Here is a 12949-nt window from a genome sequence, read left to right as displayed (position 1 = left end):
CTGTGAGACAGCGGGGCTGCCTGCCGGAGCGGTCAACGTGCTCACTGGATACGGCCAAACGGCAGGCCAGGCGCTGATCGAACATCCCGACGTTCGCCACATCGTCTTCACGGGCTCGATTACTACTGGGCGGACGGTGCTCAAGACGGCAGCGGATCGGATCGTGCCCTGCATAATGGAACTGGGCGGAAAGTCGGCTGCAGTTGTGTATTCCGATGCCGACCTCGACTGCGTTGTGGAAGCGGTACGCGTCGGGACCTTTCTGAATGCAGGCCAGAATTGCAACAACCTTACACGTCTTATTGTGGAACGTTCTATTGCAGACAAACTGGTGGAAAGAGTGAGGGTCTGCGTCGAAGGACTGTCGGTCGGTCCAGGACGCGAAAACTGCGACATCACCCCGTTGATCTCCCGAAACCAACGACAAGGAGTTGAGCGGGCCTGCCAGACGGCCCTCTCGCAGGGCGCGCGACTCGTAACCGGCGGGACTGCGCTTTCGGAGCGGAGCGGTTACTTTATGGCGGCCACGGTGTTTGCCGATGTCGCGCGAGACAGCAATCTCTTCCAGCAAGAAGTATTCGGTCCTGTTCTTGCCGTTACCACGTTCGATAATCCGGGAATGGCCGTCAATCTCGCGAACGACACCGTTCACGGTCTGGCAGCGGGCGTGTTCACGCGGGATATTGACCGGGCCCTCTGGACCGCCGACCGCCTTTGGGCCGGTCAAGTGTACGTGAATGGGTGGTATGTGGGCGGGGTGGAAACACCGTTCGGTGGGATAAACCAGTCCGGCTACGGCAGGGAGAAGGGTCAGGAAGCGCTGGACGGCTACGTTCAGACGAGAAACGTTGGTATCCGCCTCTCGCAGCCACCATCTGGAAATTGAACGCTTGCTGATCCCTACCGACGGCGCGGCTGTCGGGCGATGCAGGATTCAATGACCTCGACCAAATCGAAATAAGCCCGGCGAGAGAATCCGTATCGGAGGTCATCGAGAACAACTCTAATCATAGGATTTTTGGCTGCGGACGGGCTTTACCCACCACGGACATGTAGGAGCGCATTGCCTAGCCCGCTGCGTGGGTCGCATGGGTCAGGAGAGGATCACAGTGCTTCAGAGACAATTGAGATTCGCAGAGCTGCCGCCGAAGATTTCGACAAGTTGGCAATGTTGAACCGCGAGTTGATCGAGGCCGAGAAGCATCGAAACCCCGATGACGGTTTCAGAACTCAAGGAGCGGTTTATTCAGTTGGTGAATCGCGAAATTTGGATGGTCGACCTCTTCAGCCAGAACGGCGAGATTGTGGGCCTCGCCACTCATCGTTTGGAGCCAGACAATGCGGAGCCGAGTGGGCAACGCGTCTTTTTGAGGCAATTCTACGTCAGCTGCCAACACCGACGTTCGGAGATTGGCTGCAGGACCCTTGAGCTGCTTATTCGGTCTCGTTTCCACAACAAATCAAGGATTTTCCTCGACGTGCTGGAGACCAATCCTGGCCGCAAGACCTTCTGGTCTCACACCGGTTTTGTCGCCTACAGCACGCTCATGGAGCGTCTCGTTGAAAAAGCGGACACCAAATAACCTGCGGTGCTGGGAATTAATTTGGGGATCGGATTGTCTGGCATTTGCGTGCGTCGCGCAAAAACACGAGAATAGAATCGAGCCGGTCGTAACCGAATGGGGCTCACTTGTCCCCGGCCTGCAGGCTAGCCGCTTCGACTTCATCACGGCCGGCATGTGGATCAAGCCGGAGCGCTGCCGCAACGTGCTGTTCAGCGAACCGATCGCTACGGAGAGAGGCGCACTGCTGGTGCCTAAGGGCAACCCGGAAGGGCTGCATTCTTATGAGGATGTGCGTGACAAGGGACTCACCTTCGTCAGTGATACAGGCTACACCGCGGTCCAGGACGCGAAAAAGTCAGGCATCGCCGACGACAAAATCATGCAGGTCGCCGGACCGCCGGCGGACAGGCTGTCGCGCCGCCGCCGGTGCCCTCGACTACTTTACAGCGACTGGACTTGTTAAGAAGGACCACAGCCTTGAGCTGGCCGATTCGTTCATCGCGCCAGCCAACTATCCTGCTATCGCCTTCGAGCTCAACGAGCAGGCTGCGGTCGACGCGTTCAATGCCGTATGCAGGACTATGTTGGCTCTGGCGAAATGATGGCAGTATTCGGCAAATACGGCTACGGCAAAGACAACCTGCGGACGGCAGCAAGACCGCTGACCTCTGCAGAGGCTGAAGGCAATGTGCCTTAACACGTCCCCGGTCATGGCGGGGACGTGTTCAGTGGGCAAGCGTCTGTGAGGCGATTTCAGGTCCACCGTGGCGGTGCTCACAAGACGCGCCTCATTGCCTGAAACAAACACATCTACACTTCATCGGGTGCGCACATGTGAGCGTCGCGGCCCACAATACGACGGCCAATATGCGGGCTGGCTCACCTGCCACATCAGGCAACTGCGCAAGCAAATCCCCTGACGTGTGCCGGAACGAGAAGCAGGAGAATACTGTGGAAATCAGAGTTGTACGCCCGGGCGACCTTTCTCAATTGCGCAAGATTTGTGACGAACACATCGACTTGGAAGGGGTGACAATAGCGGACCAGGACCTGAGTCCTTATTGGAACTCGGCGTTTTTTGGAACACCTGCCCAGTTGTTCGGTTGGGTTTGTGATGAAGGAGGGTGTGTGCTGACAGTTCTGCAAATTCGCTGAGAGAGGGCGGTCATGGCAGGCTGGTGATTGTTCACGTCACCGATTCCCGCGAAGGAACGCCACCATGACCAAGATTGAAAGTAAGACCGGCAGCGCTGCCATCAAAGACATTCTGCTTTCGGACCCGGACGGACTTCACGAAGTGATCCGTGCGGTGATGCAGGAGGTACTCGAGGCCGAGATGGACGAGGCGCTGGGGGCTTCGAAGAGCGAGCGCACACCTGAGCGGCTCGGCTACCGCTCGGGTTATTACGGCCGCACCCTTGTCACGCGGGTCGGCAAGCTTGAGCTGCGGGTTCCGCAGGACCGGGCCGGCCGCTTCTCGACCGAGCTTCTCGAGCGTTACCAGCGTTCGGAGCGGGCCTTGGTGGCGACGCTTGCGGAGATGTATGTGCAGGGCGTGTCGACCCGCAAGGTCAAGGCGATCACGGAAGAGCTGTGCGGCCATGCGTTCTCGGCCTCGTCGATCTCGGCCATCAACAAGCGGCTGGACGAGAGCCTCGCTGCCTTTGCCAGGCGCCCCCTTCAAGAGCCGTTTCCTTACCTCATCCTCGATGCGCGCTAAGAGAAGGTGCGTGAGGCCGGCGTCGTCATGAGCCAGGCGGTGCTGATCGCTGTCGGCATCGACTGGGACGGCCGGCGCCAGATCCTGGCCGTCGAGATGGCCAATCGCGAAAGCCGCTCGGCCTGGAGGGATTTCCTCGTCGCGCTGAAGGCGCGCAGCCCCAAGGGCGTCGAGCTGGTTGTCTCCGCCAATCATGCCGGCCTGGTCGCGGCGATCGGCGAGGTGATCCCCGAAGCCGCCTGGCAGCGCTGCTACGTCCACTTCCTCAGGAACGCGCTCGATCACCTGCCGAGAAAGCACGGCGCCGACTGCCTGCAGGACTTGCGCTGGCTCTAATGACCGGCGCGATCTCGCCGAGGCCAAGGCCGATCTCGCCGCATGGCTGTCCAAATGGTCGGGCCGCTATCCGCGACTGACGAGTTGGGTGGAGGAGACCATCGAGCGCACGCTGACCTTCTTTTGCCTGCCGCGCCAGCATCACAAGCATCTCAAGAGCACCAACATGCTTGAACGGCACAATGAGGAAATCCGCCGGCGCACCAATGTCATGCGCATCTTCCCCAATGAAAGCTGCCTGCGCCTCGTCAGGGCGCTGGCTGCGAGACCAACGAGAACTGGATGGAGGCCAACCGCTACATCAACATGGACGATCTGCGCGAGCACAAGAAGCTCGCTCTACGCCAAGCCGCATGACCAGCATCGTGGCCGCCCCATTTTGCAGAACTTGACGCACACAACCTGAAGGAGGTAAGCGTCATGACAACTCTTAGAGGATACATGACCGCGTCGATCCGGCTTTTCCTTGTTGGTCAGGGGCGATCCTCGGGTACGCCTCCGGCGAGGGCCGCCTTGCGCGATCATGGCACGGTAGCGAGGCTGGGCTCTTAAGGTCGTCCTTAGGAGCGTAAGCCCCGCGACCATCCCATCGCTGAAAACAAACCCTTGATCAGCGGGCGCCCGACGGACCGCCTCTGTCGTCGTGGCGCTCCCATGAAGAACCTGGCCCATAGTGCATCCTTTGATTCGGAAGATAAGGATGCCCCATCAAAACCTGAGATCAAACATTTAGGCAGGCCTCGACTGGGACAAGTAAAACGGCCGCATTCGAGGCATGAGGCTGCACGCGTCTAAGATCCGAACAGCCAATACCCGAGCGTCCTCGACATCCCCGCCGCCAGAAGTCAACGATGCCCAGATCGGCCGCACGACCACCAGCAGAAGGGCGCCACCTCAACCCGTCCTACACTCAACATTTTGTCGCGTCCGCGACGTGCCTTCTTGATCCGATCCGTGGTCTGCTCACCTAAATAGCTGAAAGAGATCACGCATTTCTGTTTCCGGCCTGATTAGCCAGTTTGGCACGAGGTTTGCAACTTTGTGTGCGATCCAGTTGAACGGGCCGATTGGCACAGTCACCTGAAATCACAACTAATTAAAGGAACGGAACATGTCGGAACTGTATCGGATGGCATTACCAATGGGGGACAGCCGGCCGGCAATGCCTCCGCCCACCACAACCAGCCTTCGCCTGACTGTCTCGTGCTGGCCACGCCAGAGTAATCAATTTTGTCCTAAGAACCACAATACGACAAATCGCAGAACGTCCATCCATCCATCCTGAAACCAAGACACAGCAATCGCTTGTCGACGCAGTGTCCCACCGCCGAGAGGAAATGTAGATGAGAAAATTTGTTGCCGCCAAGCTTCATGGAATAACTGTGACCGACGCGAATTTGAACTACCGGGGCTCAATAACTTTGGATCCAGATCACTGCGACGAAGCCGGCATCCTTCCAATGGAATTCGTTGAAATCTGGAATAAATCATCGGGCGCTCGAATCAGCACTTACGTGATTTATGGAGAGCGGGGTTCTCGTTGCTGCGTGCTGAACGGAGCCGCTGCTCGCACCTGTCAGGTCGGGGACGAAATAATCGTTTGCTCCTCCGCATACATCGAGGAGCATCAGATGGTGGAGATCAAGCCGCGAGTGCTGACTTTCCACCGGGATAATTCTATCTGCGACCACATGTTCTACGAGGGTGCAATAGACGACGATGGAAGGATAACGTTCTCGATTCGCGAGGGCTCTCCCGGCGATAACGCGCTAAAACTCACTCCCTAGTAGGGCCTTTCGGTGACAGCTCGTGGCGCCGGGTCCCGGTCAAGGGCGTACTCGTCCCCAGTACTCTGGTACGCGATACAGTGCATTATCCCACTCGGCCACTATTCGGTCAGTTGCCATCAAGCCCAATCGGTTCTGCCCAGATCTGGGAAGACGATTTTGCTGCGCCAAAGGCAACTTCAGCTTCAGCCAGCGGCTGCGGGTAGAGGCGACCAATTTCACGGAATGTTTGGCCTTGGATCGTTGTCTTTAAGTCTGAGGTCCACGATGGCAAAACGACCTATCGACAAAAACGCAGAGTGGAGAACAGCCAATGTCAAGGAAAGCTCTCATCCTGGTTGAAGGCCATGCAAGAGGTAATGGAATACGATACATCCACGCGGCCCGGCGTCTTGGCTTTCATCCAATTACACTATCAGTTGATCCAACACAGTACGAGTATCTTGCGGCGGAAAGAAGCGAGGCAATCCGTGTCGATACAACCAATCTTGATACCTTGATTCGCGAATGTTCCAGGCTGCGTGAGACCAATGACATCGCTGGTATCACGGGCTTCTCGGGCATCGACGAGTCGGTCTATGCAACCGTTGGCAAACTATGTCGGCATTTCGACTTACCGGGACCCAACCCCGAATTGATTGAACGATGCTGTGACAAATTCTCTCAGCGCCAGCTACTTGCGGAAGCCGGAGTTCCGATACCCGCTTATCGCATGGCGCTGAATGTGGCAGAAGTAGAAAGCGCTGTCGCGGAGATCGGCTTTCCCGTAATTGTTAAGCCGGCAATCGGCAGCGGTAGCATCGGTGTCCGATTGTGCCGCAACGCCGATGAGTTAGCTGACCACACGACCTATCTGTTGGGTGGGAAGCACATCTGGCCGTCTTCGCCGAGGATATTGGTTGAGGAATTCGCGCGCGGCCCTTTTTATAGCGTGGAGATAATGGGCAATGAGGTTATTGGGATTGTCGCCGTTGATTTCGGCCCCCCACCGCATTTCGTCTTCCGTGAAACGACCTTCCCGGCCCCGCTTGCGGAAGACGATCATGACCGTATCGTTGATGTTTCGCTGAGGTGCTTGCAAGCTCTTGGCCTTAATTGGGGGCCAACGAACATCGAGCTCCGGTTGACTAATCATGGCCCGGTTGTAATCGAAGTGAATCCGCGTCTTGCTGGTGCGCTTGAGCCTGAACTGGTCCAACTGGCGAGCGGTGTCGATCTGGTCACCGAGCACATCAAGCTTGTCGTCGGCGAGGAATGGGATTTGCGCAGAAGGCATTTGCAGACCGCAGCCGCGCGGTTCCTAGTTGCTGATTGCGACGGCACCCTCGATTGGATCGATGGCGGCAGTCAGGCGATCGCGGTACCAGGTGTCGCTGAAATCAAATTGTATGTTGAACCCAACGCGCCGATCTTCAGGAAAGGCGATTTTCGAGACTGGATAGGACATGTCGTCGCCGTTTCACCCAGCCTTGCTCAGACCGAAGCGATACTCCAACGAGCTGTCGACTTAATCGCTTGGTCTATCACACCGCCGTCGGGCGAACAGGAGCGATCTGCAGCCCCACGACTCCCCCCCAACTGAGAGGTGATCCGTCGCCAGCATAAGAACTCTTACCCGCAATAGCTCGCCTTGTTGTCAAAAGCATAGCTGGAGTTCAAACTTATGAATATATCCAAGGGACCCCAGGCATTCCCTAGAAGTGAATACCTTCGCCGGCTCGGCTCGGTGAAGTTCGAAATGGGTCGGTGCGATATCGACGCGCTCGTCGTTTCCGACCAACATAACATTACCTATCTCACGGGGTACACCGCGCTATCAGCCTATGTTCCTCAGGCCGTTGTGGTTTCGATACGAGAAGAGGAACCGACGTTCATTCTGCGCCGCTGTGATGCGCCGGCAGCCATTCATCAATGTTTTATGGAGCGCGACAAAATCGTCGCATACCCCGAAGCGTATATTGGAAATCCTGACAAGGATGGCTATGACGCGGTAGTCGATTACTTGGAGGACGTCGGCCTCGCGAGTCGAGGCATAGGAATCGAGCTATGCTGCCTTCCATCGCAATCGGCGAAAAAGTTTAGGATGCGCCTGCCTGGTGCCACGATCGTCGATGCTACTAAGGCGGTCACTTGGAAAAGGCTCATCAAGTCAGATCTCGAGATAGCTGTAATGCGGGAGGCGGCGGCAATCTCAGACGCCGCGATTCGACGCGCTGCTGAGGTAATACGCCCCGGGGTGCGTGAAGCAGACGCGTGCGCGGAAATTGTGGCAACGTTGGTGCGCGGCGCAAACGGTAAGCCAGGAAGCGGGATCGAGGGAATAAGTTTGTGTTCATCACCGCGAACGGGAACGTGCCACATTCCGTGGAGCGAGGACGTTTTTCGCTATGGATCGCAGGTGAATCTCGAAATCGGCGGTGCGCGATATGGTTACTGTGCTGGGCTTATGCGCACTTACACGATCGGCTCACCCTCCGATCGTCTACGTCGCGTGCATGAGATCCAAGTCGCCGGCCTTGAGGTCGCTCTTGATGCGATACGGCCAGGAGCGACTTGCAGCGATGTTGCCAACGCCTTCAATCGCAGCATCGAGAAGCGGGGCCTCAAAAAGGAGACGCGTTGCGGCTATGCACACGGCATTGGTTGGTTGGAGCCGACCGCAAGCCTTAAGGATGGCGATATGACAGAGTTGCTACCAAACATGACCTTTCACCTGATGTTAGGTAATTGGATCGAGGAGGATTTTGGATACGTCATCAGCGAAACGTTCCGTGTCACAGACTCCGGCGTCGAGGTACTGACCACTGCTCCCCGGAAGATTTTTGAGATCTAAATTAGAATATGGCTTGTCATAACGACAGCGCGGACGTCCGGAATAGATCTTGCCGGTCGACGAGATGTCGCCTACCTTGTTGAAGTGCGGACGGCGAGCGGCGGTCGGCATGCGGGGCCGATCCGTGTCGAGGCGAAGCCGAACGCACGCTGGTCGCTGTACGACCAGTTCTCCTGCGGCCGATCAACTCGTCGACGACGTGACGCGCGAATGCCTTACGCGATTCCGGACACAGATCTCTGGTCGCCGCGTTGCTCGCGAACTGACGACCTGATCGCCCAGCGCGGCAAGCCCGGCATGATCGTCGCAGACCACCGCACGGAGTTTACCTCGAACACGGTCCTTGCCTGATCAATGGATCATCGCGCCGAAAATACATTCCGCTGCAAGCCCATGTGCGCAACATAAATGGCTGCACCTCTAGTCTACTCGCCACTGTTTAAAAGACTGGGGCAGGTCAATGCGCTTTCGTTACGACCTCAGAGCAAGTCTACAGGTCATAGTAGTAGGTAAGGTATGGACTCAATTTACCGATCTTGTCATAGAGCGCCCGCGCATGATAATTTGATCTGTCCGTATTCCAATAGATTCTCAGCCAGCCTTGGTCGCGACCGTAGGAGGCCAGATTCGTGAGCATGGCTTGGCCAATCCCCTGGCGCCGCGAAGACTCGTCGACATAGAGATCTGCGAGAAAACAGACCGGACGATCGCTAAGAGTATACGGGTGAATGACAAAGGTAGCAAAACCTATGGTAACGCCAGTTGCTGAGACCGCGATCAGCGCGTTAATCGGTTCGTCTGGGCGCTCGATGCGCCGCCAGATCCTATCTGTCGCCTGTTCTGATGAATTGAGACCTTGGTCGGCGCAATATGCGTACCAAAGGGACCGCCATGCATCGCGGTCGGCAGTGCCTGCGAGACGAATCTCCATGAGGGGCGGGCTCCGGCTGAGAATGGGCTCCAGGGCGCGAGGTGTTCGGCCTGAAAGGTTGACGGCTTGCGATAACTGCCACCGGCCCGCAAGACGTGCAGCACGCGACCGCCGGGTGTTATAAGATCTTTCCGCCTGTGACGGCGTCGTGGTCGCGCTGGAACTGGTTCCCGGGAGCTCGGTTCGCGATACGTCAAGCGCGAGTTGGGCGAGCGTTATCATGGGATCAAGTTCCCTCAGGTTTTCCCGCAGCACGTTTGCGACAGCGGTGCAGATCTAGTGCGATCTTTCCCTGCGACCACACGATGCAAACAATCTGACACCATAGGTGCATTCATCCCGAAGCGGGCTTCCGACCGCCGCGCTACACGCGCGACGGCGGGACAATCTAGCGGATGCGAGAGTTCTTCCAGCTTACCACGGAGATCTGCACCGCGTCGGCGCCATAATTGCGCATGCTTTAGAAAAGCAGACAATCATTGCAGTTCGCGCGCGCGTCCGGCGCCATTCCCAGTCACCCATATTGACTCAACGTTGCGCAGCATCATTTCTACAACACTAACTTGCTGCCCTTGTCGCGAAGTCAGGCGAGCGTCGATCTCGGGATAAATAAAGAAGGGCAGCGAAATTCGATCAGTCGGACCACTATGCACGACCTGGTGGGGCGTACTCTTGAAGCGGCCGTCGCTCAAGACCTGAAGGAGGTCGCCCAGATTGACTACGAGACTATCGGGCAGGCTCGGCACCGGCATCCATCGACCGCGGAACCACACCTGCAAGGAACGCAGGGGGAGTTCCTCTTGCAGCAGCAGCGTGAAGAAGCCATGATCCGTGTGCTTTGCGCAAGTGCCGCCGCGAGCTGGATACCGTATCACGCGTTGCCCAAGCGTCGGCGTGCTGAAATGGCGTTGGAACCATGCCTCTTCCATACCTATCAGGTCCGCCAGCGCATCCCCGATCTGGGGGACAATCCCGGCGAGCACGGTAGCCTGCAAAGCAAGCAGGTTTCTTGCGAAGCCAGGAGCCAAGGCTTCATCCGGAAGGCGCGTGCGGCCGGAGAACGGACGCCGGTCGCCTTCGTTCTCAATTCCGAGGTCGAATACCTCCTTTGGATCGAAGCCGGCCTCAGGATGTAGCATTTCGCCGTGTAAAGGACTGTATCCACGGGCGGCAGTGGGGTACACGTCCTGAAAGGCGTGCCCGTAGCGTTCCTTAACCGACTGTGGCAATGCGAAGAATCGCCGGGAAGCCTCAATGGCTTGCGCGATCTGTTCCCCGGGGATGCCGTGCTCGACAAGGTAGAAGAACCCGTATTCCTGGCATGCCATTTGCAGGCGCTGGCGCTCGTCACGTCGCGTTGCATCGTCTCTCAATTTCGAAAGTGAAATTTTCGGCAGCGTGGTCATAGTCAATCCCCTTTTTGGGCGCTTAAGTTGATTAGTGTTTGCCGCGGCTCTCAAAGTCGACAGTTCCTTGGATGTGGGCAACGCGCCGTCTCTTCCAATAATAACGAAAGTCGACATGATGTCCCATTCTAAGGCTAAGCCGATGGCTGGGCGGTGATTCCGTCTTAGCAATTGATCTCTAGCGCTTCCTGGTGAAGATAACAACGATTTGTATGTTAATATAGTTGTATATATTGTTACATCCGTCGCGGTTAGTTTAACATTATCACGGCCAAGATACTAAGAGCGATTTACAATTCTGAATTGCTTTATGACTTCCAGGCTCAATCCAGACCAGCGCCGACCTCCGGGTTTCATGGCAGGATCGGCCATCTCGAAGAGCTCTATGACGCGAGGTATCGCCAGCTACCTGAGCTCGTCCATCACACACGCCGTCCCGGACGATGGCCGAATGGCAGAAACCGACCGCTCGAAATTTTCCTATCCCATAGTCTTTTTCGACGCTATCCGGGTCGAGCGGTCAAGCTCAGGGACGAAGACTTCGTTCGCAAAAAAGCCATCTACATCGGGTTCGGCGTTCTGCCTGGCGGCACCAAGGAGCACATGAGCTGAGGAAGCGCTTGTCGACGTTATCCGCCGTCTCGACGAGACGACTAGCCGAGCAGCAAAGCAGGCAGCGATTTAGCTCCGTCTGCCGTCTCTCAAGGTTGTGTCGGCCAATTTCTCAGCCACCATAATCGTCGGAATGTTTGTGTTCGCCCGAGGGCAAAATGGCATGACGGAAGCGTCGGCGATCCTCAAACCCAAAATACCATGAACGCGTCCCGACGGATCGGTCACAGCGCCAGGATCCGCGGCTGCCCCCATCCTGCAGGTCGACGTCGGATGCCAACTTGGGATGACGTTCTGGCGAATATACCGATCCAGATGTTTCTCGTCGTTGACGAGATCGGAAATGCTATCCCCATCCGTTATGACGCGCCTAATCAGCCCACGGCGCAGCCGCGGCGACGCGTCCATGAGCAGCGCCAGAAATGACGTGAGTGCATAGTTTGTGCTTGTGACCTTGCTCACCAGCTTCGCTCGCGCATTCAACGCTGACGGAAACGGGTCCAGCGCCACAGAGGACAGCGAATCTTGCTGCAGCAGGCGGACTATGAAGCGAAAGCCCTGCTTGAGGCGCTCGGCGTCCCGCTTGTCGCTCAACCAGTTGAAATCGACCTCCGGCTCTATTTTATGCGAACTACCCTTGAGCGCCACAGTTCCCGTCGAGTAGCTGCGATTGACCCACACGGCGAGAGTGCCGAGGCGCCTCCCCAGCGGGTGCCAGGATGATTTGGCAACAGTCGATATTGCCATATCGGTCGACGGGCAGCCTTCGTAACCCGACGAGTAGCGGGCGTGCATCTGAATATATTCGCTCACGCCGGGTGACAAGCGATCGGCCGGCTTCAAATAGGCCGAAACGCAAATCGTGGGGTGTTCCTGAAGATTCTGGCCCACACCTTTCAAATCTGCAACGATAGGGATTCCGAATTGTACTAATTCCTTCGCGGGGCCGATCCCGGAGCGCATCAATATGGCGGGTGAATGGAGTGCTCCTGCGCACAGGATAACGCAAGAAGCGCTATACGATTGCACGCCCGATTTGTTCTCCGTCTCGACCCCCGTTACCGTTGTTCCCAAAAAGGTCAGCCGCGCAACTGTCGTTTCGGATAAAATCGTTAGATTGCGGCGAGAGCGGACGGTTTCGGGTAAGTACGCCATCGCGGAGGAGACCCGATGACCATTGCGGTTGGTCAATGGGACAACTGAATAGCCATCACCGAATGCACCATTGAAGTCTGGCCTGAAATGAAGCCCCAAAGCATCGTAAGCATCGGAGATTGCCCGGATGAAGCCCGACCAGTCTGATTGGCGCACACGTTTGATTGGCAAGGGGCCGTTCGTGCCATGAAATTCCCCGCCGAAATCCAAATCGCATTCTAGACGACGGAAGTAGGGCAGCACGTCTTCCCAACCCCAGCCCGTTGCACCGCTTGAGGCCCACTCATCGTAATCTCCGGGCCCGCCGCGGTTGGCGACTTGGGCATTGATGCTGGAGCCGCCACCCATGACGCGCGCCTGTTCGTAATGGACAGGCTTGCGGCCACCTCGCACCGTTGTCGCGTGGAGTGACTGCCATCGATAACCGGGATTAAGGTAAGCACGCGTTGGGTCGCCATCCTGGATGTCGTCAGGAATGGCATTCGGCGGCGTATCAGGGCCAGCTTCAATGAGCAGCACGCGAGCGCCATAGGCGGAGAGCCTGCTCGCCATCACGCATCCAGAGGAGCCACCACCCACGACGATATAATCGAAAACCACGCAA

The 12949-nt window shown here is 57.0% G+C and carries 9 protein-coding genes and 3 pseudogenes; 9 read left to right on the top strand and 3 right to left on the bottom strand.

What is annotated here, in order from left to right; translation table 11 throughout:
* The 8 genes and pseudogenes from EN935_RS07245 to EN935_RS07210 form a co-directional block, all read left to right on the top strand.
* A partial coding sequence (locus EN935_RS07245) for an aldehyde dehydrogenase family protein (protein WP_127373238.1) occupies positions 1-886 on the top strand: 886 nt, incomplete at its 5' end.
* A 328-nt stretch (positions 887-1214) separates the two neighbouring features.
* Complete coding sequence (locus EN935_RS07240; protein ID WP_063169352.1) at positions 1215-1583, top strand: GNAT family N-acetyltransferase; 369 nt, start codon at positions 1215-1217, stop codon at positions 1581-1583.
* Complete coding sequence (locus tag EN935_RS41905) at positions 1561-2028, top strand: transporter substrate-binding domain-containing protein (RefSeq protein ID WP_224571101.1); 468 nt, start codon at positions 1561-1563, stop codon at positions 2026-2028. The genes EN935_RS07240 and EN935_RS41905 overlap by 23 nt, the downstream gene beginning before the upstream one ends.
* A 756-nt stretch (positions 2029-2784) precedes the next feature.
* Positions 2785-3978, top strand: a pseudogene (locus tag EN935_RS07230) (IS256 family transposase).
* A 986-nt stretch (positions 3979-4964) separates the two neighbouring features.
* Complete coding sequence (gene panD / locus EN935_RS07225) at positions 4965-5408, top strand: aspartate 1-decarboxylase (RefSeq protein ID WP_063169354.1); 444 nt, start codon at positions 4965-4967, stop codon at positions 5406-5408.
* A gap of 313 nt (positions 5409-5721) precedes the next feature.
* Positions 5722-6990, top strand: a complete 1269-nt coding sequence (locus EN935_RS07220; protein ID WP_082826583.1) for an acetyl-CoA carboxylase biotin carboxylase subunit family protein — start codon at positions 5722-5724, stop codon at positions 6988-6990.
* 81 nt (positions 6991-7071) lie between these two features.
* Positions 7072-8241 (top strand): Xaa-Pro peptidase family protein, encoded by a 1170-nt coding sequence (locus tag EN935_RS07215; RefSeq protein WP_063169356.1) that lies wholly within the window; start codon positions 7072-7074, stop codon positions 8239-8241.
* Positions 8242-8358: 117 nt separating this feature from the next.
* A pseudogene (locus tag EN935_RS07210) lies at positions 8359-8589 on the top strand (IS3 family transposase); the annotation flags it as partial.
* A gap of 142 nt (positions 8590-8731) precedes the next feature.
* On the opposite strand, the gene EN935_RS07205 reads toward EN935_RS07210, so the two are convergent.
* Both EN935_RS07205 and EN935_RS07200 read right to left on the bottom strand, forming a co-directional pair.
* Positions 8732-9172 (bottom strand): GNAT family N-acetyltransferase, encoded by a 441-nt coding sequence (locus EN935_RS07205; protein WP_158515807.1) that lies wholly within the window; start codon positions 9170-9172, stop codon positions 8732-8734.
* A 476-nt stretch (positions 9173-9648) separates the two neighbouring features.
* Complete coding sequence (locus EN935_RS07200) at positions 9649-10578, bottom strand: 2-oxoglutarate and iron-dependent oxygenase domain-containing protein (protein WP_063170383.1); 930 nt, start codon at positions 10576-10578, stop codon at positions 9649-9651.
* Between the two features lie 456 nt (positions 10579-11034).
* Here EN935_RS07200 and EN935_RS41900 point away from each other — a divergent pair.
* A pseudogene (locus EN935_RS41900) lies at positions 11035-11178 on the top strand (transposase); the annotation flags it as partial.
* 81 nt (positions 11179-11259) lie between these two features.
* Here EN935_RS41900 and EN935_RS07195 read toward each other — a convergent pair.
* Positions 11260-12945, bottom strand: coding sequence for a GMC family oxidoreductase N-terminal domain-containing protein (locus EN935_RS07195; protein WP_063169348.1), 1686 nt, complete (start codon positions 12943-12945; stop codon positions 11260-11262).
* Positions 12946-12949: the final 4 nt, after the last annotated feature.

Source organism: Mesorhizobium sp. M7D.F.Ca.US.004.03.1.1, from assembly GCF_003998635.1.
GTDB classification, from domain to species: Bacteria; Pseudomonadota; Alphaproteobacteria; order Rhizobiales; family Rhizobiaceae; genus Mesorhizobium; species Mesorhizobium loti.
This window is presented reverse-complemented; position numbering and strand designations above follow the sequence as displayed.

What these genes read in the sequence shown, in the direction of transcription:
- EN935_RS07240 (WP_063169352.1), top strand. Translation starts at nt 1,215, where the DNA reads ATGACGGTTTCAGAACTCAAGGAGCGGTTTATTCAGTTGGTGAATCGC.
- panD (WP_063169354.1), top strand. Translation starts at nt 4,965, where the DNA reads ATGAGAAAATTTGTTGCCGCCAAGCTTCATGGAATAACTGTGACCGAC.
- EN935_RS07220 (WP_082826583.1), top strand. Translation starts at nt 5,722, where the DNA reads ATGTCAAGGAAAGCTCTCATCCTGGTTGAAGGCCATGCAAGAGGTAAT.
- EN935_RS07215 (WP_063169356.1), top strand. Translation starts at nt 7,072, where the DNA reads ATGAATATATCCAAGGGACCCCAGGCATTCCCTAGAAGTGAATACCTT.
- EN935_RS07205 (WP_158515807.1), bottom strand. Translation starts at nt 9,172, where the DNA reads ATGGAGATTCGTCTCGCAGGCACTGCCGACCGCGATGCATGGCGGTCC.
- EN935_RS07200 (WP_063170383.1), bottom strand. Translation starts at nt 10,578, where the DNA reads ATGACCACGCTGCCGAAAATTTCACTTTCGAAATTGAGAGACGATGCA.